Source organism: Haloarcula japonica DSM 6131 (genome assembly GCF_000336635.1).
In the GTDB taxonomy this organism is placed as follows: Archaea; Halobacteriota; Halobacteria; order Halobacteriales; family Haloarculaceae; genus Haloarcula; species Haloarcula japonica.
Map to the genome: position 1 here is coordinate 1 of NZ_AOLY01000008.1, position 24,599 is coordinate 24,599.

At 63.9% G+C, this 24,599-nt stretch carries 23 protein-coding genes and 1 pseudogene; 8 read left to right on the forward strand and 16 right to left on the reverse strand.

Going from position 1 to position 24,599, the window contains the following annotated elements:
- Nucleotides 1-19: 19 nt before the first annotated feature.
- Nucleotides 20-787, reverse strand: a pseudogene (locus C444_RS04855) (coiled-coil protein); the annotation flags it as partial.
- A gap of 266 nt (nucleotides 788-1,053) precedes the next feature.
- Nucleotides 1,054-2,898 carry a glycoside hydrolase family 2 protein gene (locus tag C444_RS04860; protein ID WP_004591311.1) on the reverse strand — a complete coding sequence of 615 codons (1,845 nt, stop codon included), beginning with the start codon at nucleotides 2,896-2,898 and terminating at the stop codon, nucleotides 1,054-1,056.
- A gap of 108 nt (nucleotides 2,899-3,006) precedes the next feature.
- Between C444_RS04860 and C444_RS22195 the strand changes: the two genes are divergently transcribed.
- Nucleotides 3,007-3,180 (forward strand): hypothetical protein, encoded by a 174-nt coding sequence (locus tag C444_RS22195; protein ID WP_004591312.1) that lies wholly within the window; start codon nucleotides 3,007-3,009, stop codon nucleotides 3,178-3,180.
- Nucleotides 3,181-3,206: 26 nt separating this feature from the next.
- Nucleotides 3,207-3,638: a DUF371 domain-containing protein gene (locus C444_RS04865; RefSeq protein WP_004591313.1), complete on the forward strand. Its 432-nt coding sequence runs from the start codon at nucleotides 3,207-3,209 to the stop codon at nucleotides 3,636-3,638.
- Between the two features lie 84 nt (nucleotides 3,639-3,722).
- Here the strand turns inward: C444_RS04865 and thsA are convergent, their stop codons facing one another.
- Entirely contained in the window at nucleotides 3,723-5,282 is a 1,560-nt protein-coding gene (gene thsA / locus C444_RS04870; RefSeq protein WP_004591314.1) for a thermosome subunit alpha, read from the reverse strand.
- 174 nt (nucleotides 5,283-5,456) lie between these two features.
- Between thsA and C444_RS04875 the strand changes: the two genes are divergently transcribed.
- Complete coding sequence (locus tag C444_RS04875; RefSeq protein ID WP_004591315.1) at nucleotides 5,457-6,266, forward strand: amidohydrolase family protein; 810 nt, start codon at nucleotides 5,457-5,459, stop codon at nucleotides 6,264-6,266.
- A 23-nt stretch (nucleotides 6,267-6,289) separates the two neighbouring features.
- Here the strand turns inward: C444_RS04875 and C444_RS04880 are convergent, their stop codons facing one another.
- Together C444_RS04880 and C444_RS04885 are read right to left on the reverse strand one after the other, a co-directional pair.
- Nucleotides 6,290-7,195 (reverse strand): glycosyltransferase family 2 protein, encoded by a 906-nt coding sequence (locus C444_RS04880; protein ID WP_004591316.1) that lies wholly within the window; start codon nucleotides 7,193-7,195, stop codon nucleotides 6,290-6,292.
- A gap of 96 nt (nucleotides 7,196-7,291) precedes the next feature.
- Nucleotides 7,292-7,996: a class I SAM-dependent methyltransferase gene (locus tag C444_RS04885; protein ID WP_004591317.1), complete on the reverse strand. Its 705-nt coding sequence runs from the start codon at nucleotides 7,994-7,996 to the stop codon at nucleotides 7,292-7,294.
- Nucleotides 7,997-8,245: 249 nt separating this feature from the next.
- Here C444_RS04885 and C444_RS04890 point away from each other — a divergent pair, with 249 nt between their 5' ends.
- Genes C444_RS04890 through C444_RS04900 form a run of 3 tightly spaced genes read left to right on the forward strand, consistent with a single transcriptional unit; the run spans nucleotide 8,246 to nucleotide 10,105 of the window.
- Complete coding sequence (locus C444_RS04890) at nucleotides 8,246-8,515, forward strand: MarR family transcriptional regulator (protein WP_004591318.1); 270 nt, start codon at nucleotides 8,246-8,248, stop codon at nucleotides 8,513-8,515.
- 9 nt (nucleotides 8,516-8,524) lie between these two features.
- Nucleotides 8,525-9,310 (forward strand): MBL fold metallo-hydrolase, encoded by a 786-nt coding sequence (locus C444_RS04895; RefSeq protein WP_004591319.1) that lies wholly within the window; start codon nucleotides 8,525-8,527, stop codon nucleotides 9,308-9,310.
- A gap of 33 nt (nucleotides 9,311-9,343) precedes the next feature.
- Nucleotides 9,344-10,105, forward strand: a complete 762-nt coding sequence (locus C444_RS04900; protein ID WP_004591320.1) for a YkgJ family cysteine cluster protein — start codon at nucleotides 9,344-9,346, stop codon at nucleotides 10,103-10,105.
- Between the two features lie 2 nt (nucleotides 10,106-10,107).
- Here the strand turns inward: C444_RS04900 and C444_RS04905 are convergent, their stop codons facing one another.
- Nucleotides 10,108-10,506, reverse strand: a complete 399-nt coding sequence (locus tag C444_RS04905; protein WP_004591321.1) for a TRAM domain-containing protein — start codon at nucleotides 10,504-10,506, stop codon at nucleotides 10,108-10,110.
- A gap of 253 nt (nucleotides 10,507-10,759) precedes the next feature.
- Between C444_RS04905 and C444_RS04910 the strand changes: the two genes are divergently transcribed.
- Entirely contained in the window at nucleotides 10,760-11,002 is a 243-nt protein-coding gene (locus C444_RS04910) for a DUF7123 family protein (RefSeq protein ID WP_004591322.1), read from the forward strand.
- 197 nt (nucleotides 11,003-11,199) lie between these two features.
- Nucleotides 11,200-13,080: a hybrid sensor histidine kinase/response regulator gene (locus tag C444_RS04915; protein ID WP_004591323.1), complete on the forward strand. Its 1,881-nt coding sequence runs from the start codon at nucleotides 11,200-11,202 to the stop codon at nucleotides 13,078-13,080.
- 51 nt (nucleotides 13,081-13,131) lie between these two features.
- On the opposite strand, the gene C444_RS04920 is transcribed toward C444_RS04915, so the two are convergent.
- The 10 genes from C444_RS04920 to C444_RS04965 all read right to left on the reverse strand — a co-directional run bounded on the left by C444_RS04920 (nucleotide 13,132) and on the right by C444_RS04965 (nucleotide 24,491).
- Nucleotides 13,132-13,737, reverse strand: a complete 606-nt coding sequence (locus C444_RS04920) for a winged helix-turn-helix transcriptional regulator (protein WP_004591324.1) — start codon at nucleotides 13,735-13,737, stop codon at nucleotides 13,132-13,134.
- A 52-nt stretch (nucleotides 13,738-13,789) separates the two neighbouring features.
- Entirely contained in the window at nucleotides 13,790-14,977 is a 1,188-nt protein-coding gene (locus C444_RS04925) for an SPFH domain-containing protein (protein WP_004591325.1), read from the reverse strand.
- Nucleotides 14,978-15,048: 71 nt separating this feature from the next.
- Complete coding sequence (locus C444_RS04930; RefSeq protein ID WP_004591327.1) at nucleotides 15,049-15,645, reverse strand: NfeD family protein; 597 nt, start codon at nucleotides 15,643-15,645, stop codon at nucleotides 15,049-15,051.
- Between the two features lie 72 nt (nucleotides 15,646-15,717).
- Complete coding sequence (locus tag C444_RS04935) at nucleotides 15,718-16,083, reverse strand: DUF7312 domain-containing protein (protein WP_004591330.1); 366 nt, start codon at nucleotides 16,081-16,083, stop codon at nucleotides 15,718-15,720.
- Between the two features lie 45 nt (nucleotides 16,084-16,128).
- Complete coding sequence (gene metG, locus C444_RS04940; RefSeq protein ID WP_004591331.1) at nucleotides 16,129-18,255, reverse strand: methionine--tRNA ligase; 2,127 nt, start codon at nucleotides 18,253-18,255, stop codon at nucleotides 16,129-16,131.
- A 64-nt stretch (nucleotides 18,256-18,319) separates the two neighbouring features.
- Nucleotides 18,320-18,904: a YqaA family protein gene (locus C444_RS04945; protein ID WP_004591333.1), complete on the reverse strand. Its 585-nt coding sequence runs from the start codon at nucleotides 18,902-18,904 to the stop codon at nucleotides 18,320-18,322.
- Nucleotides 18,905-18,994: 90 nt separating this feature from the next.
- Entirely contained in the window at nucleotides 18,995-20,047 is a 1,053-nt protein-coding gene (mfnA, locus tag C444_RS04950) for a tyrosine decarboxylase MfnA (protein WP_004591335.1), read from the reverse strand.
- Nucleotides 20,048-20,189: 142 nt separating this feature from the next.
- Nucleotides 20,190-21,092, reverse strand: coding sequence for an RAD55 family ATPase (locus tag C444_RS04955; protein WP_004591337.1), 903 nt, complete (start codon nucleotides 21,090-21,092; stop codon nucleotides 20,190-20,192).
- A gap of 56 nt (nucleotides 21,093-21,148) precedes the next feature.
- Nucleotides 21,149-23,458 carry a phosphoenolpyruvate synthase gene (ppsA, locus tag C444_RS04960; RefSeq protein ID WP_004591339.1) on the reverse strand — a complete coding sequence of 770 codons (2,310 nt, stop codon included), beginning with the start codon at nucleotides 23,456-23,458 and terminating at the stop codon, nucleotides 21,149-21,151.
- A 121-nt stretch (nucleotides 23,459-23,579) separates the two neighbouring features.
- A complete protein-coding gene (locus C444_RS04965; protein WP_004591341.1) occupies nucleotides 23,580-24,491 on the reverse strand; it encodes a PhzF family phenazine biosynthesis protein in 912 nt (303 codons plus the stop codon).
- Between the last annotated feature and the right edge of the window lie 108 nt (nucleotides 24,492-24,599).

The following is a 24,599-nucleotide window of genomic DNA, read 5'->3' on the forward strand; positions in this document are numbered from 1 at the left end:
CCGCTCAGAGATGTGTATAAGAGACAGCCTGCTCTTCTTCCTTCTTGTCGAGTTCGCGCAGGCGCTTCTGGACGCGGACGAAGTCCTCGTGGTGCTGGTCGGCCGCTTCCTGGGCTTCGACGAACTCCTCGTGCTTCTCGTCGGCCTCGTCACGGATCTCGTCGGCCTCGCGGTAGGCCTCGATCATCTCGTTGTGGTGCTTCTGGGCCTCGTCGGCCAGCTCCGTGACCTTCTGGTGGTGCTTTGAGGCTTCCGAGCGGACCTCTTCCGCTTCCTCTTTGAGCTCTTCGAGGTCGCCGCCCTGATCGAGCTTCTCCTGTTTCTCCTGAAGCTTCTCGCGCTTCGTCTCGATCTTCTCGATGAGCTCCTTCTCGTCCTCCGAGGAGAGCACTTCGGTCTGTTGCTTGAACTCGAGGTCTTCGATCTCCTCTTTGAGCTGTTCGACCGACGTGCCCTCGTCGAGTTCGAGGTCGTTTTTCAGGTTGTCGACCTTATCGAACAGCTCGTTTGCTTCCGCATTGAGCTCGTTACGCTGGTCCTTGTGCTCCTGGACCTGTTCGTTGAGCTCGTCGCGCTTCTCGCGGTGTTCCTGTGCTTCGTCGACCTTCTCGCGAGTCTTCGCGTTCAGGTCGTCGCGGGCGGAGGCCCGCTCGGACGCCATCTGGTTCAGCTCGTTTCGTCGGTCGCGGAGCTGGCCGGCGAGTTTGATGAGCTCGCCTTTCGATTTGTTTTCGAGATCCTCTTCGGTTACTGTAACGTTCTTTGATTCGTCTATCGAGTCTGCCATTGTTGAATCCTCTATGCCATCACCGCTTCAGCACAGACAGTCGGCCCACTACTGAGGGGCTGACACCAATAACAAGGGTTCCCTCTCATGTTGGGCTGAAAGCGATACTGCCTGAACGCGGAAGCGTTCTGGTGTCTACAAATAGAGGAGGATATTGTTTAAACATTCCGGTGCATTGAATACCGCGTCAACCTCTCACACGCCATATTTCAGGGGTGAGACGGTCGCTATCACACCGTGGTTCCCCTGTATATCATGGACATGTATTACTCGCTAATACGATACTCGTTCTTGACGACAGTCTGGCCGTCGGTGGCGGCGAGTGTCACGTCGTCACCGGCCGATAAAGTAAGCGTATCGACGGTGACGCGGGCAAACGGGCCGACGGTGTGTTCGGCCTGTTCGCGATCCCCGTTGCAGTCCCATTCCACTGTGAGGTCCGCTTTTTCCGGACGGTCGTGGAGGACAACGATATCTTGTTCGCCGGGCGCTGCGTCCGAGAGGACGACTTGTGTGGGTTCGTAGCTGTCGGCGAGAGCGCGGAATGCCGTCTTTTCGGTACCGTCAGCGGCGAGCAGACCCATGCCCGCGTCACCGACATCACGGAGGCTATCCACGACGATGAGCGGCGCGTTACGTTGCCGGAGCGTTTCGGCGACCTCGCGGACGACGCCGGACTGATACGCCTGCGATGCTTCGACTCCGCCGTCGACGTGGCGGTCGTGGCAGGCGCTATCGAACCCAGGGCTGTCGCCCGGGTCCGGCGTTCCTAGCGAACCAGCGCCAAAACCGGCGACGACATCCCCAACGTCGAACTGGGAACAGAGCCACTGGAGGTCGGCTGTGTCGCCGTATCGCCAGCCGGGGTACAGCGTGACCGCATCGGGATCGATTCCGGGGGGGCCGACCACCGGGAACGTTGGGACGGAGTCGACAGCCGTCGCCACCGATGCGGCATCCGCATCGTCGTAGCTGGCTCGCCAAGCGCGCCAGCGAAAGCGAAGCCTGTCGAGGAACCCGGTACCCAGTCCGTCAGCGTACGACGGCACCGGTTCGTCATGAACACCAACCGCCGTGAAACTGGGATGCTGTGCGTATGCCGCATCAAGCTGCGTCGCGATGGCAGTTCCCCGTTCGGTGTCGAACGAACCGGGACCCGACAGCGGGAGGTCCTGCCAGAGCAGGACGCCGTGATCGTCACAGGCGCGGGCCACCTCCGGCGGCGTCCCCTGGGCCCGTACCCGGACCAGGTTCGCGTTGGCGTCGACGGCCCGTGCGACATCCTCGGCGGTCGGGTCGAGCAGCGTCACGCCGCGAACCGGCATGTCCTCGCCGTTGACCCGCAGACCATCGTCGTACGAGACGGTGCGCAGTCCCGTCGTCACCGAATGTTCGGCGTCCCCGAGCTTCGCGCTGAGGACATAGCGGGACTGCTCGCCGCGGTCGTGGGGCCACCACAGCGACGGGTCCCGTACGTCCATCGTGTAGCTCACCGTCGCCGTCTCCGCGTCGGTCGAGACACGGGCCCGGTCCATCATCCCACCGCCGCGAACGTCGCCCTCCGGCCGGAGCGAGAGCGTGATCCGGTCATCGAGTGGCTCCTCGGTCAGGACGGTCGCCGACACCTCCACCGTCGCGTCGGTCACGTCTGCTTCCGACACCTGTGGCTGGACCGAGAGCTCGCTCACACAGGGGTCCGGTCGGGTTTCGAGGCTCGCGTCCCACCAGATGCCCGGAACGCAGCGCTCTGGTGGGAGTTGGTCGGTCGCGTGTAGACCGCCGAAACGGTCCTCGGGCGCGCGACATTCCACGACGACCCGGTACTCCTCACTCTCGGGGAGCCGCACCCGGAGCGGTTCGAAGTAGGCGTCGTGACTGGCGAGCCGGTCGCCGTTGCACCACACGCGTGTGTGTGCGTATGTCCCGTTCAGTACGAGCAGGGTGTGTGCGTCGCTCTCATCCCGCGGGTCCGAGAACGTCGTTTCGTAGGCCACGGCCTCGGCGCCGGCGAACTGCTCGGGTCGGCCGGGCACCGATACCGGCTCCCACGACTCCGGGGACGGCATCTCGTCGTCCGGCGCAACCGCCGCGCCGCGCCACTCCAGCGACATACCTTGTGGCCCGTTCCCCGAGGGCATATCCTTTGCCCCACGGCTTCACTTTCACTTTCACTCCGGGGATGGCTCGCTTTGACATAGGTAGCCACCTACTATCCAGATATGCTCACCGAACTGCACGAGGCGGCGACACCGACCTGCGAGGCCCAGCACTGCGAGCGCCCGCTCGGCGAGCCAGCGCTGGTGTTCGAAACCGAGGCCGGTCGCCGTGAGGCCCACGAGTGTGCTTGCGGTGCGGTGACGGTTACCGTCGTGAAAGCGGAGTCGTCCCGCTGAAGTACGCCCGGCAGTGACGGGGAAGTATGACACTTGAGGAAGTGGTCCGGGCACAGGGCCACGAAAACGTCTCCGGCGAGCACGCCAGCACGCTGGAAGTGACGAGCGACGACTTCCTGACTCCTGCAGGTGACTGTATTCTAGCTATCGAAGCCGACCGCGTCCCCGCCGACTTCGATGAGGAGTTTGTGAAGGCCTGTCAGGACGCCAATGCGACGATTACGGCGACTATCGAGGCCGACGATCAGAATGTTACCGTGACCGGGACCGGCCACCCCGACCTGTCCTTTGAGAACGACCGCAGCCACGTCTTGCGGACGAGCGACTACGTCGACGACCGGACGGTGATGGTGAACGCCGACGCCGCAGCCGGTGACGTGGATCGGGACCTCGTCGACGCGCTCGCTGACGGCAGTGAAGCGACGCTGACACTGTCCGTCGAGCACAGTAACGAGTAAGCGGCGTCTTCTCTGTCGGCGGTCGTGCCGCTATTCGGCAGTGTCAAAAGAAAACAGGTTAGAGCGCCTGTACCGCTATCTCGCTTAACTCGACGAGATGACGTCGTCGATGCGGACGATCATCGTCGCCGCCTCGGTGGCGGAGTCGACCGCTTCGCGCTTGACAGCGGCGGGGTCGAGGATGCCGTAGTCGACGGGGTCACCGACGACGCCGGTCTGGCCTTCGCTGATGATGCCGGCGATGCCCTCGCTCTCGTGTTCGGCGCGGAGATCGACGAGCGCGTCGATGGCGTCGAGGCCCGTGTTCTCCGCGAGCGTGCGGGGGAGCACGTCGACGGCGTCGGCGAACGCTTCGACGGCGAGCTGCTTGCGGCCCTCGATGGACGCCGCTTCGGAGCGGATGTGGTCGGCGATGGCGATCTCAGTCGCGCCTGCGCCGGGGACCACACCGCCAGCGTCGAGCGCGGCGATGACGGTGTCGAGTGCGTCATTGAGCGCGCGTTCAAGCTCGTCGACGACGTGTTCGGTGGAGCCGCGGGCGATGACCGTGACGGACTCGGCGGTCGCGCCGCCGGTGATGAACGTCACGTCATCGTCGCCCTGCTTCTCGACGTCAACGCTGTCGGCGTGGCCGAGCGCGTCCTCGTCAAGGGATTCGAGGGAGCCGACGCGCTTTGCGCCGGTCGCCTCGACGATGTCCTTGGCGGTCGAGGAGCTGATGCTGTCGGCAACGAAGACGCCTTCCTTGGCGAGCTGGGAGGCGACGCGGTCGGCGACGTCCTCGGTGACGAACGCGACGTCAGCGCCGCTTTCGAGGACATCCTCGGCGTAGCCCTGCAGTTCGCCCTCTTCGGCGTCGAGTGCGGCGTTGAGCTGGTCGACGCTGGAGACGTTGTACTCGGCGTCGATGTTGCTCTCGCGGACGTCGAGCTCGGTGTCGATGACCGCGATGGACGCGTCCTCGACCGAAGTCGGCATGTTGTCGTGGACGGCCGTCTCGTCGACGATGACGCCCTCGACGAGCTTGGTTGCGGAGGAAGCCGCACCCGTCTGGGTGTGGACTTCGATGTTGTCCCGGCGGACGCCGTTGTCGCTCTTGGCGTGGCGGACGGCGTCGACGACGACTTCCGCGAGTTTCCCGGCCTCGACGTCACCGGTGCCCTTACCGGTCATCGAGGATTCGGCGACTTCGACGAGCGTCTCGTCGTCGAGATCGACGTCGAGGACGATCTCGTTGATAGCGTCCTGTGCGAGTTCGGCCGCGGCGGAGTACCCCTCGACGATTGTTGTCGGGTGGACGTCGTCGTCGAGCAGGTCCTCGCCCTTCGTCAGCAGTTCCCCGGCCAGCACGGACGCGGTCGTCGTGCCGTCGCCCACTTCGTCCTCCTGCGTCTGGGCAACTTCGACGATCATCTGGGCCGCGGGGTGCTCGATGTCCATCTCGGAGAGGATGGTCGCCCCGTCGTTGGTGATGACCACATCACCGTCGTCGGAGACGAGCATCTTGTCCATGCCGCGGGGACCGAGCGTGGTCCGTACGGACTCGCTTACGGCCTTTCCGGCGGAGATGTTCGATGACTGTGCGTCCTTCCCGTGTGTGCGCTGGGCGTCCTCATCAAGGATGAAAAGAGGCTGGCCGCCCATGCGTCGCTGGCCAGATGACATATGTGTTGAACCTCACTTAAGACAAGGCAAGCGGTTCTATATAAAACTTTCTAACGGCGTAGACCGCTCGTCGGGCGACAGCGCCGTGCTGTCCCTGTAATCCTGGCCGGACCTACACACCTTTTAATATGGGTTATACACACCGTATAGTAGATGCTGGAGCTGGAGCACGGCTTTCGCGTCGTCGACGTACACGCACGACTGGAGCCCGACGAGCAGCGCCGAGCCCGAGACGGCATGGGTGATCCGGAGCAACTGGAACGGGAGATGCACCAGGCCGGCGTCGTCCGCTCCGTCGTCTTTCCTGGCGAGCGAGACGGCTCGTATCTGAAAGCGAACAACGCTGTCGCCCGGATGACTGTCGAGCGACCGATGATCGCCTTCGCCAGAGTCAACGGCGCTCGGGATCCAGGGACCGGCCCCGGATCGACCCTTCGCAACCTCGCGAGCAGTCGCACGGAGGAACACACCTCTCCTGCGGATATCGAACAGTACGCCTACGACGACCGGTTCTACGGCTTCAAGCTCCATCCGCCGACCGACGGGCTGCCAGACGAGGACGTGCTCGCAGAGCTAGAGTCGGTGTCGCTGCCCGTCATCGTCCACGGCGGCGAAGGCTTCCAACCCGAAGCCGTCGCCGAATCGCTGTTAGCCTACGACTTCCCGGTTATCCTCTCACATTTCGGCGCGCATCCGCTCCGGAAGGACCTGATGGAACGCGCCATCGACCTGCTGGAGGGCCACGACAATCTGTATCTCGATACCAGTGCAGTCCGCTACCGGGGGCCGATGGAACGAGCGGTTCTGGAACACCCCGACCGCGTTCTCTTCGGGAGTGGCGTCCCCGGCGTCCATCCAAACGTGGCCGTAATGGAGATTCTGACACTGGACGTCCCCGAAGACGCGATGCGCAAGGTCTTTTCGAACAATCCAAACCGCGTCATCGAGGCGCTGGCCCCCTGACCGCCACAGCGCGGGTCGCGTGACTACCGCCAGTCGTACACAGTAACTGCGCGGTCCGCGCGCGCGGAGCGGCCGTTCGGGTTCCGACAGGGTGTCCGGTCGGTCACCCGTGCGCGGAGCCCGTCGACGATTCCTGACCCGATCCCGCCGAACACGTCCTGCCCGTTGCCGAGCCACTGCGACGGGGTCGTCTCCCCGCGGATGACATCGATCAGCGCATCTTTCGCGTCACCGACCGCGTGGCTGAGGAGTCGCCGTACCACGGTTGGCCGGACGTTGTAGTTTTTCACCAGCCGATACGCAAGCGAACGGTACTTCCAGTTCCAGTCGGTCTCTGCGATGCCGCCGTCGGCCTCGAACTCGCGACTGACACACATTTGGGTGCTCCAGTCGACGCCGTACTCACTGGCGGCCATCCGGTGTGCGAAGTCCCGGGCGCTGCCGACGTTCAGATACTCGTCGAACCCGTCGAGTGCTTCCAGCACCTCCGCGTCGAACGCGACGTTGCCGGGGTTGAAATACGTCACGTCGCGACCGGCTATCGTCCGTGTTTCCTCTGTTTCGGTCGTCATCCCGGCCCACAGCTGCTGGTGTGTTGGCCCGGTGATGGCTTGGGTTGCCCCCGAGAGCCCGTTTTTCACGGCGTCAGCCCAGCCGGACTCGACAGAGAGCGACTGATGGACGAGCGCGATAACGTCCCCTGTCGCACGGTCAATCCCTGCATTGCGGGCGACCGTGACTGAGCGGTCGGCGATTTCGACGAGAATAGACACGTCATCCCGGTCGCGAATCATTCCGGTCGTGCCATCGGCCGACGGGCCGTTGACGACGATCACTTCCGCATCCGGAACCTGCTCGGTGAGTGCGTCCAGACAGCCGGTCAGCTCTTCCCGGCCGTTCAGCGTCGGGACCACTACCGAGATATCCATACCTCTGGGTACGACGGCGAAGGCGCTTAAAAGTCGCGGGAGACGGATGGCGACCCTCTCATTCGGTGGAAAACGGGTCGTTCGAGCCGCGGGACGCTACACGTGGGTGTTCCAGTACGACACCGAAGCCAGCTTTTCACCCAGTGGCGTGCCGCCAAGCGCAGTATCGAGCGAGCGGAACGAGGCGGCCAGTTCGTTCGGAATCTTCCGATAGAAGCCGTAGGGAAGCAGCCAGTCGTGGTTCGCGTCGGTCAGTTCCAGCCCGGCCCCGTCTAGCAGCCGGTCGATCTCCCAGCGGGAGTAGAGCCGCGACCCCATCGGGAGCGCCCAGTTGTATATCGAGCGGGTCGAGAATCGATTGAACGTATCGAAGAAAACCTGTTCCTTCGAGACGCGGCGCATCTCCGCGAGGAACGCCGCCGGCGTATCCGCCAGATGGAAAAAGCGCATCGCAAACACGGTGTCGAAATGGTCGTCCGGGAACGGTAGCCGGGCCGCGTCGCCCCGCATAAACTCGACGTGGTCGTCGACACCGGTCGCCTGTGCTTTCTCACGGCCCTGCTGGAGCATCGGTCCTGAGATGTCCAGTCCGGTGATGTTCGCACCGCGCTCGGCCAGCATCACGGTGAACCGTCCGGTCCCGCAAGCTACTTCCAATACGTCCTTGTCAGCCACAGGGCCGATAGCGTCGAGGACGGCCCGCTTCTCGCGTCGGTCGATCAGTCGACCACCGCGGGAGAACCGCTTGGCCTCGTACTCTTCGGCCACGGTGTCAGCCTGATACCACTCCTGCCCTTTCACGGTGTATTGCTCACCCCGCGGGGGATAAAACGATACTGGAATCCCCTTTCATCGGTCGGATGGGTTGCCAACCAATCCAGCGCTGGCCACACCCCCAACCCTGAAGCTTCTGGGCGTGCTTTCTGGATAGCGACCGGAACCGCACGATGGCGGATCTGTATAAGGGTACATTAAACACTTCATAGAATCTGTATTGTTTGGTCATGCATATAGCCAAGTTTTACCAGTAAGTCTGGAATATCAGCCACTATGAGCGCATTAACTGAAAACGCCGCACCGGCACCGTTCACCGACGAGGAGTTCCGCGATACGCTTCGTGAACTCCCACCGAGCGCGAAGCTCGTTGCGAAGGTGCTGGAGGACGACGCCCCGCTGTCACAGGGCGAACTGGCCGAGAACTCACTACTCCCGGACCGCACCGTCAGGTATGCCCTGAACCGACTGGAGGAGTCTGAGCTGGTAGACTCGCGGTACAGTTTCACCGACGCACGCAAACAGGTTTATTTCCTCACGGTCTGACCCGCCGGCATGGACTGGCAGCGGGCCGACGTGTCCGTCCCGACACGGGCACCGACCGGCAGCACGGCAGCGTACGTTTGCGGCGACGAGGCGGCTCTTCTCGTGGACCCCGCGGCGACGGCTGATGCGCTCGATTCGCTTCTCAGTGACCGCACCCTCGCCCACATCGCGCTCACGCACCACCATCCTGACCACGCCGGAGCCGTTGCACACTACGCCAGAGAGACGAACGCGACGGTCTGGGCGCGCCACGGTCGGGCGGGTGCGTTCGAGGCCGCGACCGGCGTTTCCCCCGACAGATTACTCAGCGAAGGGACAACGATTCCGACCGATGCAGGCCCAGTGACCGTCCTCGACACACCGGGCCACGCGCCGGAGCACGTCGCCTTCGCAACCGACGGGACCATCGTCTCCGGCGACCTCGCTGTCGCCGAGGGGAGCGTCGTCGTCGTCGCACCCGAGGGCGACGTTCGGGCCTACCTCGCGTCGCTGCGTCGTCTCCACGCCAGAAACCCCGACGCACTGTTGCCGAGCCACGGGCCACGTATCGAGAGCCCACGGGAGACCTGTGCGCGCCTCATCAATCATCGACTGGAGCGCGAGCGGCGTGTTCGGGACGCTGTCGACGACGGGGCCGATACCCTCGACGAAGTCCTCGACGCCGCCTACGAGAAGGAACTCACCGGCGTGCGTGATTTGGCCCGCGCGACAGTGCTGGCCCATCTGGAAAAACTGGCCGTCGAGGGCACGATCTCGTGGGACGGCCAGCGGGCCGCACCGAATCCGGCGGACTGACGCCTTTTTGCCTATCGGCCCGCTATCGAGGCTGTGGACTCCCTGGAAACCGAACTCGAACGGGCCCGTACGCTCGACGAGTCGGAACTGGCCGACGCTATCGAGACAATCGGGTTCGAATGCACCCGCTGTGGGGCCTGCTGCAAGGCCGAGTCGGCGTGTGGCGAGGGTGGAGAGAGTGACAACGAGGTTGGCGGAGCCGCCGGTGGCGACTCCGGGACCCACGGGTCCGGCGAGAACGCTGCTTCCGCCGAAAACGATGCTGAACCCCACACTGCGACGGTGTTTCCCGACGAGATTCGACGGCTACAGGCGGCCGGGGAGTACGACTTCCGGGACGTGGCCCGGCCGATGCCGTACGGACTGGCCGACGGCCCGGACGGTCCCGAGGGCGAGACGTTCGAGTGGGCGCTCCAGACCGACGACTGCGGCGACTGCACGTTCTACGCTGAGGACGACGACGGCATGGGAGCCTGTACGGTCCACGACGACCGGCCGCTCATCTGCCAGACTTACCCGTTCAGCGTCGCGCTCGGCGGGACGAGCCAGCCGATGGGTGAAGCCGTCGACGAGGAAGGGATGGTCCGGGCCCACGAGTGCGAGGGGCTGGGTCGGGACATCTCCAGAGCCGAGGCCGAGGAATTAGCCGCGGCGCTCAAGGAACGTGCCGTTCGGGAACTCGAAGAGGCCATCGGCGTCCGCGACAACTATCAGCCGGTCGACCCGTCAGCCGGACAGGTCGTCGTCCACGACTCCGAAGGGGCAAAGCGCCCCGACGGCAGTCCCTACGAGTAGCTTCAGACGTCGTCGATAATTTCGCCGACCGCGAAATTCGACTTGACTTCGGTCACTTCGATCTTGACTCGTTCGTCGATTTCGGCCCCCGGAACGATGATAACGTAGCCGCGCTCGACGCGGGCGATGCCGTCACCCTGCTTCCCGATGTCTTCGATCTCGACGTAGCGCGTCTCGCCCGGTTCGACCGGCGGCTGTGGCTGGTCCGGTGGCGTGTCCGACACCGTCTCCTCGTCCATTTCCGTCCCCTCGTCTGTGGAGATGAGCGCAACACGGTAGGTACTGCCCGAGTCGACTGCGCCCGTCTCGATCTCTCGACGCGGGACCTCCACGACATACCGGTCCCCCTCGTCGCGGATATCAGCACTGAACAGACACAGCAGTTGATCCGAGATTTCCAATGTGATAGACCTCCGTTCGGCCACAAAACGGGCCAATACTAAAGAACTGCCGGAGCGAACGACTGTTACCGTCCCAACTGCGGAGCGATGACGAGCGCTCACGGTGTTTCCCGCCTGTACCAACTACCTGTCGCGTGGCCCAACTCGCGGCAGTATCTCCACTTCAAGCAAGAGAAAACCGCAAGACAGCGAGCCGTTAACCGTCTGTACCAAATCCCATAAGGGTGTCTCGGTACTGTTAGTAACTGTACTAATGAGCGCCACCGCACAAACCACCGACAGTCCGCTTTCGGACAAGCAGCGACGTATTCTGGAGTATCTCCGGTCGAACGCTGACGACCAGACGTATTTCAAGTCACGGCTTATCGGCGACGCGCTCGACCTCTCGGCCAAGGAAGTCGGGACCAATATGACCGCCATCGCCGATGGCGACTACGACCTGGCCGTCGAGAAGTGGGGATACTCTTCTTCGACGACTTGGATGGTCGAAGCCTGAACAGGAACCGACTCTGACGCGGATACACCGGCACTCTCCCTGCCGTCCGAGCGGGTCCGCGATAGAAGTCTGTGTAGTAGAGCCTCGGTGTCGCCACTCATTCTTTGTTACAGCTACTTTACCCTGATATGCCAGAATGTATTGTAACTTGTGAATGTCTATATTAATAACTAATGAGTCCATAGTCAATCACATCAATGGGCGAGGCTGGTTCCGCGATCCGGGTGCTTCACGTCGATGATGACCGGCAGTACGCGGAGACGGCAGCGGCGTTCCTCGAGCGCGAGTCGGCCGAGTTCGATATCGATATCGCAACAAATGCGCAGAAGGGCGCGCGTCTGCTCGAAACAGAACCAGTTGACTGTATTGTTTCCGACTACGAAATGCCCGACCAGAACGGCATCGACTTCCTCGAATCGGTCCGTGAGGACTATCCGGACCTCCCGTTTATTCTGTACACTGGCCGCGGCAGCGAAGCGGTCGCCGGTGATGCGATCTCCGCAGGCGTCACTGACTATCTGCAGAAATCCTCAGACACCAGCCACTACGCCCTTCTCGCGAACCGAATCGTCAACGCTGTCGAGCAGTACCGATCACAGCGAGCCCTCGAAGAGAGCAAAGACAGACTTTCGCTGTTTATCGACCAGTCGCCGCTCGGTTTCGTCGAGTTCGACCGGGATTTCGAGATCATCCGCGTCAACGACACCCTCACAGATATCTTTGGTTACACCGAAGACGAACTGGTCGGGGAAACGTGGGAGGTGTTCGTCAGTGATGAAAGCTACGACCACGTCGAAGCAGTCACGTCTGCCCTCAGCGATGTCAGTGGCGGTTACCACAGCATCAACGAGAACGTCCGGAAAGACGGCGAGCATATCGAGGTCGAGTGGCACAACCGACTCGTCACCGACGACTCGGGCGATGTTGTCACCATCTTCTCGCACTGTCAAGAGGTCACCGAGCGGATCGAGCACGAACAGAACCTTGCCCAGTTACGCGACTTCTTCGACGAGGCGGAGCAACTCGGCGACCTCGGAGCTTGGGAGTACGACGAAAGCGGGATGTCAACTTGGACGGCGGGCACCCGCCGTATCCACGAGGTCGACGACGACTTCGACCCGACGGTCGACGACGGACTATCGTTCTACCACCCCGATGACAGAGAGACGGTTGCGGACGCCGTCGAAGCGGCCCTCGAACACGGGGAACCGTACGACCTTGAGGTCAGGCTCGTCACCGCCAGCGGTAACTGTCGGTGGGTCCGGACCCGCGGCAAACGTGTTGAGGACTCGGAGAGGCGGACAGTTCGGGGCTTCATTCAGGACATCACCGAACAGAAGGAACGCGAACGCCGCCTTCGTGTCCAAAACGAGCGCTTGGATTCCTTTGCCAGTGTCGTCAGCCACGACTTACAGGGGCCACTGACAGTTGCACAGGGCCACTTAGAACTGGCCCAGCAGGAAGTGACCAACGACCATCTCGACAGCATCAACGATGCCCACGAGCGGATGCAGACGCTCATCGACGATATCCTGACGCTGGCACGGGACGGACGTGCGGCGACGACCACTGAGGCCGTCGCGCTCCAGACTGCCGCGACCGCGTGCTGGGAGACTGTCGACACGGGGAACGCGACTCTAGAGACCACGACGGACAGCGTTGTGTTCGCTGACCCTCGCCGACTACAACGCCTGCTGGAGAATCTATTCCGAAATTGTGTGGCGCATGGAGCGGCACCCTCGCTCTCCCAGTTACAGGGAGAGCGTTCGGAACGTGAGTCGATGACCGGTCTGGGACAGTCCGACAGTGCCGTCGAGAACGACGGTGGGGTGACTGTCACTGTCGGTGACCTCGACGGGGCTAGCGGGTTTTATATCGCCGATGACGGTCCGGGTATTCCCGAAGACGAGCGAGACACGGTGTTCGAAGCGGGCTACTCGACCGCATCCGAAGGCACCGGCTTCGGCCTCGCAATCGTGGCCGATATCGCCGCCGTCCACGGCTGGGAGGTCAGCGTGACCGACAGCGAGTCGGGCGGAGCGAGGTTCGAAATAACCGGCGTCGACAAAGAGACGTAAGCGAGAAACGGATGCAACCGGGCCGACAGTGGGCGGGTTCTACCGCTAGTGTCACGGGTCGTAGCGCAGCAGCGAGTCGGCCTCGCCGGCCAGCGCGGCGACATCATCACCGAACGAATCGGCGTACCGTATCAGCAGCGTCAGGACGGTTTCGGGTTCCGTAACCGCGTACCCGTCTTCTCGTGACAGGAGCCCGGCAGACTCCAGGTCAGCGGCGTAGTTGCTCACCGTCGGACGCGACACGTCCAGTTCGCTGGCCAGTTCCGAGGCTGTCACGTCCGGGCGACGGAGGAGCGTGACCAGCATCCCGCGGGCGGTCGACCGGCGGAGGTAGCCAAGTGCCACTTGCTCGAACTCTGTAAATTGGCCGGCCGGGAAGTAGCGCCGGTAATCGCCGTCCTTCTGTGAGGCGACGACGCCCTCGTTTTCCAGTCGGTGGAGGTGGTGCTGGGCCTCACCGGTCCCGAGTTTGAGGTCGTCTCGAAGCTTCGAGAAGTGTGTCCCAGGATGTGCCGAGACGTACCCGGCGATGGCGTCGGGCGCGTCGCTCTCGCTCCCGCTGTCGCCGAAGCGGGCAAACGGGCTCGCTGCCCCGAGGGCGGCAAAGCGACGGAGCGTCGCTCGCTTGTCCTCGTCCACGTCGCCCTTACGTGTCATTGCTACCGAAAAGGTGGGTCGGTAATAAAACGTCTTCGCCTGATTATCAGGCTTAGTCGTCCTTGTCGACTTCCGACGTTCGCGTCGTGTCGTCGGGACCGCCGGCCACATCCGTCGTGCCCGAGTCGTCGTCGATTTCAGCGTCCATCTCCTGAATCATCTCATCGGCGCTGTCGAGGCCACTGTCCTGACCCTGCTTGATTTTCTGTGCCTCTTCTTCCATAGCCTCGACATCGACTTCGGCTTCCTCGTCGATCTGACCGAGGATCTCCTCAATATCGTCCAGACCGAGCATCTCGCGGGTCTCGTCGTCGAAGTCAAGCGCTTCCAGGGAGTGGCCGTTCTCCTTCACGTCCGAGCCCTGGAGGTGCTTGCCGTAGCGGCCCACCAGCGAGGTGAGTTCCTGCGGGAGGATGAACTTCGTCGACTCGCCCTGGCCGATCTCGGCGAGCGTCTCCATCCCCTTGTCGATGACGGCGCGCTCGCCCATCGATTCGGCGGATTTCGCACGCAGGACGGTCGAGATAGCGTCACCCTGGGCTTCCAGGATCTGGCTCTGCTTCTCACCCTGGGCGCGGATGATGTTGGACTGCTTGTCACCTTCTGCCGTCTCGATGGCGGAGCGCCGTTCACCCTGGGCTTCCAGGATCATGGCACGGCGTTTCCGCTCGGCGGAGGTCTGTTGCTCCATGGCCTGCTGGACGTCCTTCGAGGGGTTGACCTCGCGGACCTCGACGCTCTCGACACGGACACCCCACTCATCTGTGGGTTCGTCGAGTTCTTTCCGGATTCGGGCGTTGATTTCGCCCCGCTTGTTTAGCGTGTCGTCCAGTTCCATGTCACCCAGTACGGCACGGAGGGTCGTCTGAGCGAGGTTAGAGACTGCACGCTCGTAGTTGTCGACTTCGAGGAAGGCCTTCTTCGGGTCCATCACCTTGATGTAGACGACGGCGTCGGCGGTCACCGGCGAGTTGTCGCGGGTGATAGCCTCCTGCCGTGGCACGTCGAGCGTCTGGGTACGCATGTCGAACCGCGTCACGTCGGAGACGAAGGGGTAGATGAAGTGAATCCCCTGGTCGAGGACGCCGCGGTAGGTACCGAGGACCGTGTAGGCACCTTTCTGGTACGGGCGGATGATCACGACGCTGGAATACACCAGCGCGATGGCGATCAGGAGGAAAATGACGGTAACGAAACCGACGAGTCCTCCCAGACCTTGCAGCGGTGTCGCGGGGAACATGACAACCGAATCTCCGGAGCGCGCAAGGAAAAGGCTTCGGTGTCCCTGTCACAAACTACCGAATCTCACACCTACGCCCGCTCGGACTCTCGTTCCGGCTCGGCGTCCGTATCGCCCCGGTTTCGATCACGTTCGAGCGCGCGGTCGATTTCGTCGCTCGCTGACTCCACCGCTTCGACTTCGAGCACGTTCCCGCCGCCGGGGTCAATGACGATGATTTCCGCCCCCTCTTCGATGGGGTCGCCGGAACTGCGAGCCTGGTAGTAGGGATTGAAACCGCCGTCTTCCAGTTTGACCTCGCCGTCACTCCGGGTTACGCGCTCAGTCACAGTCCCGAACTGGCCCGTGAGCGAGTCGGAACTGAGCGTCTGGCCACGGCCGGGGGCTGCGAAGTCGAGCTTTCGATACCCCCAGAGCGTGACCGCTGTCGTCGCAAGGACGACGACCGTGAGGATGAGTGGCGCGAGGATACCCAGGCTCGCCGGGATGAACAGCCCGACCAGCCCCGCCGTCAGCAGGGCCACGCCGAGAACGAAGAAATGCGTCCCGGGGGCGAGCGCCTCGCCCACGATGAGGCCCGCGCCGGCCAGAAACAGCAGGATGGAGAGCGACATACCTAACAGTGGTTCGGCCTGCAGCGGGGCAACTGTCGCCAGCGGGTTCACCATGCCCTGACTTAGTGTCGGAGCAGGATTAAGTGTCGGGGTGGAGAGCACGACTCTGTAGTCACCGGTGTAGTCTCACGCGTCGCTCGTCCGGACGAAGAACCCGTACAGCGCCGCCGTACCGATTGCAACAGCCAGAACCACACCGCCGAGAGTCATCGGCGCGTATATCTCCGCCCCGAGGAACATCCGGCCGAACGCGAGAATCGCGATGCAGACCCCCAGCGCGACGAAGACCACGTTCTCGGGCTTCGGAACGCCGGGCGTCACGTCCAGGTCCGGGGCGAACGAGCCGGCGACCGCGCCCTCCTCGTCGGCGGCGTCACTGTCGGGTTCATCCTCGATACGAATCACGTCGGCGTCTGTCGCCAGTTCGTACTCCTCGGTGAACGTGTCGCCCGTCGCGGCCGCGTCGTCCTGTGCGGCCCCGTCGTCATTCATGGGTCGCGGTACGTGCCGTGACTACAAAAGCGCTGGCGACTGCCGTTACTTGATGCGGGTCCCCAGCGGGGCGTCCTCGTGGGTCGTCAGCAGGTCCGCCTCGTCGCCGGCGGCCAGCACCATGCCGTTGGATTCGATCCCGAACAGCTCGGCTTTCTCCATGTTGGCAAGCAGAATGACCCGCGTCCCTGGGAGGGCTTCGGCGTCGTGGAGCTGCCGGAGGCCGGCGACGACCTGCCGGACTTCGTGGCCGATGTCGACCTCCAGGCGCAGGAGCTTGTCCGCGCCCTCGACCGGTTCGGCGCTGCGAATCTCGCCGACGCGCATGTCGACCCCCTCGAAGTCCTCGAAGCTGATGCGCTCTTCGACGAGCGGCTGGCGGTCGGCGACCTCGTCGTCGCTGTCGTCTCCCTCGCTGTCGCCATCCGCGTCGTCGCTGGCCTCCTCGACTCGCTCCTGTAGCTCCTCGTTCAGGGCTTCGATGTGGTCGTCCTCGACCTGCTCGAACAGCTCCGCGGGGTCGTCGAACTCGGCCGGTGGCGCTTCGAGCGCGCTGTCGAGGGTCACGTCCGCGACGGAGCCCTGTTCGCCCAGTTGGCCCCAGAGGCGCTCGGCCTTGCCCGGCAGCACAGGCTGCATCAGCACCGCGACGGCCTTCGTTAGCTGGACGCAGTCGCGGATGACCTGCTCGGCTTCCTCGGGGTCGTCGTCGACGAGGTTCCACGGCTCGTTGCGCTGGATGTACTCGTTGCCGTAGTTCGAAAGTTCGATAGCGATTTCGGCCAGCTCGCGGATGTCGTACCCGCGGACGGCGGCCTCGAAGTTTTCAATCGCGTCCTCGATGCGCTCGCGCACGTCATCGCTAACGGCAGTGTCGGGCGTCCCGTCGTAGTTCCGCTCGGCGAACAGCAGCGAGCGGTAGATGAAGTTCCCGACGTTGCCGACGAGTTCGCCGTTGACCCGCTCCTGGAAGCGGTCCCACGAGAAGTCCACGTCGGTGTCGATCTGTGCGCCGGTGGCGATGTAGTACCGGAACAGGTCGGGGTGGAACCCGGCGTCGAGGTACTCGTCGGCCCAGACGGCACGGTTCCGCGAGGTCGACAGAGCGTTGCCGTCGATTCCGACGAACCCGGTCGCCAGAATCGACCGGGGCTCGTTGTAGCCTGCGCCCCGAAGCATCGCGGGCCAGAACACCGCGTGGTGCTGGATGATGTCACGGCCGATGACGTGGATGATCTCGCCGTTCTCGTCGGACCACTCGTCGTCCCACGCGGTGCCGTGGCGCTCCTCGCCGTCGACCTTCCAGACCTGCTCCCAGTCGTACTCGTCGTCGCCGACGCGCTCTGCGTACTGCTTCGTCGAGGCGACGTACTCGATGGGGGCGTCGACCCAGACGTACAGCACTAGTTCGTCGCCGCCGTCAACGTCTTCGGGATAGTCCACGCCCCAGTCCATGTCCCGCGTGATACAGAGGTCCTGCAGTTCGCCCTCGATCCACTCGCGGGGCTGATTCTGGGCGTTGTCGGTCCCCTCTAGGCGGTCGAGGAAGCCCTGAAGGTACTCCTGAAAGTCCGCAAGCCGGAGGAACTTGTGTTCGCGGGTGCGGTACTCCGCTGGGTTCCCGGTTAGCGTCGACACGGGGTCCTCGATTTCGCCGGGTTCGAGGTGGCGCTGGCACCCCTCGTCACACTCGTCACCGCGGGCCTGCTCCCCGCAGTAGGGACAGGTCCCCTCGACGTAGCGGTCGGGGAGGGGCTGGTCCTCCTCCGTGTCCCAGGCGACCTCGATCTCTTTCTCGTGGACGTGGTCGTTTTCGACCCACGAGCGGACGAACTCCTGTGTGAGTTCGACGTTGGTCTCGTCGTCAGTGTGTCCGTAGTTGTCGAACTCGATGTTGAACTGCGGGAACGTCTCGGCGTAGGTCTCGTGGAAGTCGAGCGCGAACTCCCGCGGCGCGACGCCTTCTTCGGCGGCGTTGACCGCGACTGGCGTGCCGTGCATGTCCGACCCCGAAACGAACGCTGTTTGCTGGCCGATCCGCCGGAGGGCGCGCGACAGTGCGTCTCCGTCGACGTACGTCCGGAGGTGGCCGACGTGCAAGTCACCGTTCGCGTAGGGCAACCCGCAGGTCACGACCGCCGGCTGGTCCGTCGGAAACTCGTCGTGGCTCATACCTGTTCGTGTGCCACCGACGGGTCAAAAGGGGGTTGGTTTCGGCGTGGGAGCGACGCTCCGGTCACAGCAACGCGAGCGTGCCGCTGGCAAGCCCGAGTGTCACGACGAGCCGCCCAGCACTGCCGAAGAACGTCGCCGCGCCGAACCGATAATAGTCGCGTTCGAGGACGGTGAACGCGTAGATAGAGATCGTATCGGGGAAGAACGGAACACAGAGTGCGAGCGCCAGTCCAACGTAACCGAACTTCCGTGCAAGCTGTACCGTCTTTCGTTCAGACCACTCGACGAGATCGAACCGTGAGCGCTTGATCCAGCGCACGAGTGGGCCGTACTCCTTTGCCTCCTGCCCGATATGGAAGGCGACGAGACTACCGAAGGCCTTCCCGAGGCCACTGACGAGGATAATCGCCGCTATGTTCCCGTTGGTTGACAGCCCGAGCCGAAGGGTTTCGGCCGGAACTAGCACGACCTCGCTCGGGAGCGGGAGAATGAACGCAATCAGGAACGAGTACACCGCGATGATACCCAGTCCGGTGGGGCCGGTGGCCGTACAGACGGCCTCTTCCAGCGGCGACAGTGGGGTACCGGCGGTCGTACAGTCACCGATGAAGGCAATGAACGCTGTGGTCGGTACTACCAAGTCCACGCCTACCTGTAGCAAACAGGCACTTCTAAACCTTCGTATGTCTTCTCGGGAGCGCTCAATACTGATACGTTCGAGACCAGAGACAGCGACTCAGTACCAGTCGAGGTCCGCGACAAACGACCGCAGCATCGACCGCGTGACGTGGGGCATACACACGACGCGCATCTCGCCGGCCCCGGTCTTCGAGACCCGCCAGCCGCGCTCCCGGAGTTCGTCTGTCATCGGCATCGAGAGGTCGGCCGCGACGAGCGGGAGTTCGGGGCCGACAACGTCGTGGCCCCGCGCCGATAGCTGGTCGGCCAGCCAGTCGGCGTTGGCCATCGACGTTTCGTACTGCTGCTCGTAGCCCGCGGGCCACAGCGACTCCATCGCCGCGACAGCGGAGGCCACGCCAGCTCCCGACCGCGTGCCCGTCAGCGTGAGCTGGTCCGTTGATTCCAGATACGGCGTTTCGACGGCGAGTTCGTCGAGCAGCGACCGGTCGCGTGCGAGCAGCCCCCCGGCGGGAACCGCCGCCTGTCCGACCTTGTGCGGGTCGATGGTCATCGTGTCGATGTCGGCGTGGTCGAAGTGCCAGTCGTGGTCGGTAAACGGGAGGTAGAAGCCGCCCCACGCAGCGTCGACGTGACAGAGCGCGTCGACCGTCTCGGCGAGGTCGGCGATGGCCGGAATCGGGTCGACGTAGCCGTACTCGGTCGAACCGGCGACGCCGACCACACACACGGTGTCCTCGTCGACGAGTTCAGCCATCGCCGTCATGTTGCTACGGTAGTCCGTCGCCGGCGCGGTCCGCAGTTCGACGCCGAGCACGTCCGCAGCTTTGGTAAAGGAGAAGTGTGCGTGGACGGGCGCGACCACATTCGGGTCGTCGGTATCGGCGCGGTTGCGGGCGATGCGTATCGCCTGAAGATTGGCCTCTGTCCCGCCCGAGGCGACGTAGCCCGCGGGGTCCGAGAGCCCGGTTATCTCACCGAGATACTCGACGGCCTCGCGTTCCAGATCGGCGATGGTCTCGTACGTACCCGGGTCTCCAGGGTTCGTCGCGAGGAAGCGTTCTGCCGCTTCGCGTGCCGATGGATGCGGCACGGTACACATCGACGAGAGGACGCGCTCGAAATCCTGTGGCTCTGCCCGCTGGAGCATCTATCGCGAGTATAGAGGGGGAGCGGTTTAGCCGTTGTGCTCGTCCGTGTCGTTGTCTGCTGTTTATTCCTCCTGATGGCAGCACGCTGGTCAGGCGGGACGGCCACCCGGACTCGGTGCGGGAGCGCGCTTTACCGTCGAGTTACCAGTTCGACGGCCCGATCTTCTTCGTCGCCTTCGCGCGAAAGCCCGTGGGACCGATCAGCGACTCGAAGACGGTCTGGCGCTCCGTATCGAGCGCGCCGCCGAAGGAGCCGACCCGCATTGTCCGATACGTCTCGAACCCCTTGTCGTTGGAGTAGAAGTAGACACTGCCGTGCAACAGCCCGTGGATGAGTTCGTCCGACCGCACGTCGCCAGCGGGTCGGTCAAGCTTGACAAAGGCCACGTTCCCCCAGTTGACGACCGCTTCCCGGAGCCCCATCAGGAACGCAATCTCGTGGTTCTGGGGCAGCCCGAACTCCGTCGCCCGTTCGAGGTCGGTCAGCGAGTCGATGACGATGAGCGTCTCTGCGGCGTCGCTCACCCGGTCACTGATATCGGATAACAGTTTCTCGAACGTTTCCTCGGCTGGCTCTTGTTCCGGTGGCTCCGCGTCGGGTTGTTCGATTTCAGTGTCGCTCCGTCGAGCATCGAACAGCGGCTCAGGGACCGGCAACAGCTCCATGAACCGCTGGGAGAAATCGGCGACGGTCATGTGTTCGGTGAGCGCCTCGAACTGGTAGCCGTCGAGCACGGCGTCGAGTTCGCTGTAGACGTGTTCCCGGTCGTGCGAGAGCGTGATGTAGGTCACCGACTCCGGGATCGCCTCGCTGCGCCGGGCAATACCGTTCGGGACCATCTCGGGGCGGTGTTTCGCAAGCATCAGCGTCGCGAGGCTGGTGTAGGTGAAGGCATCGCCGCCCGCGTCCGACGCCCCGGCCAGCAGGACCGTGCTCCCGGTCGGAATACCCCGAACCTGTCCGTCCAGCCCGGGGATGCCGAAGGGGATGTAGGACACGCCGGAGCTGATACTCTTGGCTTCCGGTGTCGATTCGGGTGCCATACTGCAACGAAGCGAACGTCGCAAAAAAACCTGCTGGCTACGTCGGCCCGTCGTCCCTACCGGACCGATTCCAGCAGGAGGCGCTGTTCGACGCGTTTGACCTCGTGTTGGACGTCACGCACGGCGTCGATGTTCGGCGAGATGGAGGTGACTCCCTCGTCAACGAGGAAATCGACCATCTGTGGCTTCGAAGCGGCCTGGCCGCAGATGCTCGTGGCGACGTCGTGCTCGCGGCAGGTCCCGATGACCTGTCGCATGAGTTCGAGGACGGCCGGGTGGAGTTCGTCGAAGCGGTCGGCGACGTTGCCGTTGTTGCGGTCGACGGCCAGCGTGTACTGGGTGAGGTCGTTCGTCCCGAAGGAGACGAAGTCGATGCCGGCCTCGCAGATGTCCTCGATGGACAGCGCGCTCGCCGGCGTCTCGACCATGACGCCCCAGTCGCGCTTCTCGGGGTCGATGCCGACCTCCTGCATCAGCGCCTTCGCCCGCAGGATGTCCTCGGCGTCGGTGACAAGCGGGAGCATCAGCTCGACGTTGTCGTAGCCCAGGTCGTACAGGCGCTCGAACGCGCGGAGTTCGAGCTTGAACTCACCGGGGCGGTCGAGCGAGCGGCGGATGCCCCGGTAGCCCAGCATCGGGTTGTGCTCGCTGGGTTCGTCCTCGCCGCCCTGCAGTTGGCGGAACTCGTCGGAGGGGGCATCGAGCGTGCGGACGCGGACCGGGCGCGGGTAGAACGCCTCGGCGACCGAGCGGACGCCCTCGACGATTTCGTCGACATAGGCGCGCTCGCCGTGGTCCTCGACGTAGCGCGAGGGCGTCTTGTCCGTCGAGAGAATCATGTGCTCGATTCGCAGTAGACCGACGCCGTCGGCTCCCGTCGCGGCGGCCCGCTCGGCAGCCTCCGGAATAGAGACGTTGACCTTGACCTCCGTTCCGGTCATCGGCTTGACGGCCGAATGGGCCTCGACCGGCCCGGCGTCTTCCTGCTCGTCAGACGTTTCCGGGACCTTGGTCCCTTTCTCGACCGTGCCCTTGTCGCCGTCGAGCGTAACCGTTTCGCCGTCCCGGAGCTTCTGGGTCGCGTCCTCGGCCCCGACGACGGCCGGAACGCCCAGTTCTCGGGAGACAATGGCGGCGTGGCTGGTCATCCCGCCCTCGTCGGTGATGATCCCGTTGGCGCGTTTCATCGCTGGGACCATGTCCGGCGTGGTCATCTCGGCGACGATGATGTCGCCGTCTTCGACCTTGTCGAGGTTGTCGAGCTTGTCGACGATGCGGACGACGCCGGTGACCCGGCCCGGCGCGGAGCCGATACCGGAGAGCCGAACCGCATCCGACTGGCTCTCCATCGCCCCGCCGTCGGCGACGCCCGACTTCGCCCCCGGCGGCTGACTCTCGGCTTCGTTGGCCGAGCCGGCGCTTCCTTCGGGGTCGTCGATAGTCGTGATCGGGCGGGACTGCAGCAGATACACCTCGCCCTCGTAGACCGCCCACTCCACGTCCTGTGGGGTGTCGTAGTGGTCCTCGACGCGTTCGCCGACCTCCAGAAGACGGTGAATCTCCTCGTCGGAGAGGACCCGCTCGTTGCGCTTTTCCTCCGGGACGGAGCGTTCGATGGTCTCCCCGTCCTCACCCCGAACGCACATCACCTTCTTGTCGGCGACGGTCACCTCGTCGATGGTACCCGTCTCGCGGTCGATGATGTAGTTGTCGGGCGAGACTGCGCCGGAGACGACCGCTTCACCCAGTCCCCACGCGGCCTCGATGATGGCCGTTGGCCCACCGGTCGAGGGGTGGCTGGTGAACATGACGCCGGACTTCTCCGCGTCGACCATCTGCTGGACGACGACGGCGATGTCCACGGCGTCGTGTGCGAAGTCGTTCTCGTTGCGGTAGTAGATGGCCCGCTGGGTGAACAGCGACGCCCAGCACTCCTTGACCCGCTGCAGGAGGTCCGTACGCGAGACGTTCAGGTACGTGTCCTGTTGGCCGGCGAAGGAGGCGTCCGGGAGGTCCTCGGCGGTCGCCGAGGACCGCACCGCAACGTCCTCGTCGCCCATCTCGTCGTAGGCGGCCAGCAGGTCCTCGCGGACCGACGGCGGGGTGTCCGTTTCCAGGATCAACTCCTGGGCGCGTTCGGCCGCCTCGGCCAGCGCCTGCGAGTCGTCGCTGTCGACATCGACGGCCTCGAACAGCGGCTCGTCGATTCCAGTTGCTTCGATGAACGACCGATACGTGTCGGCGGTAACGACGAACGCCGACGGAACGGGCAGGCCCGCTCCGGTCAGTTCTCCGAGAGACGCCGCCTTGCCGCCGACCCGCTCCAGGTCGTCGGCACCGATTTCATCGAGCCACAGTGTTGGCATGGACTCACTCGTATCATCTTCAACGACAATTAAGGAAGTTCCGGTTACAGCCAGTGAGGCGTCCGCTCTTCACTCGATTTCGAGTGAATCAGGCAGTCACGCCGCCGGTACGGTTGCACGGTCACGCCTCGATGATATCGTCGTCATCGGCAGCCGGGACGGTCACTGTGCCGTCCAGTGCAGTGACAGCGCGCCCGCCGACCCACACCTCTGTCCCGTCGGTATCGACCGACACCGTTCCAGGTCGGTCGCGGAAGTGTCCGCCCTCAGCGATAATCTGTTCGATGGTGTCATCGAGCGCTCCGTAGCGGCGGACGAACGCCGCGCACGCCCCTGACGCTGCCGCGGTTACTGGTTCCTCTGTTCGGCTCCCGGCCCGGAAGGCTCGGCCGTGGAACGTCGACCGGCGTGTCGCGTCAGCACCGACCGTATCGAACGTGAACGGATACACGCCGGCCGCGTCCGCGCGGTCACAAAGCGAGACGACGGCAGCCACGTCAACGCTGAGATCGCTCAGATGCTCGAAGTAGTTGACCGGAACCATGAGCCACGGCTCGCCCGCGTCGGCTGTCACGAGCGGCAGGTCGGCACCCACGTCTTTGAGCGTGGCCTCGTCGAGTCCGAGCGCGTCCGCGACATCGGCGTAGGGGATGTCTACCTCGGTGATGTCGGCCCGCCCCTGTTCGACCCAGACCATCCCGTTCTGTTTCGTCTCGACGGCGACTTCGCCGGCAGTGGTGGCGACTGTCCACTCACCGTCGTCGATCCCGCCACGCTCGTAGAGCGCCGCGTGCGCCGCAACTGCGGCCGTCTCGGCCTGCACCAACTCCGCTGTCGGCGAGAAACAGCGAAGCCGGCGGTCGGCGTCTTCCGCCGGCAGGACGAACGCCGTCTCGGTGGCCCCCAGTTCGCTGGCGACGGCCTGCATCTGGTCGTCGGTCAGTCCGTCGGCTTCCGGAACGACGCCGGTCGGTGTGCCCGCCGTCGGCTCTGCGGCGTACGCGTCGACAAGCAACGCCTGTCGGGTATCCATGGCACGCAGTTGTGCTGACCCGCAGATAATCTTTTCCGGAGGGAACCGTCGCCGTCCGACGGTGAATTCCGGTGTGATACGCGCCGATGACCGAGACGCGCCCCTGAC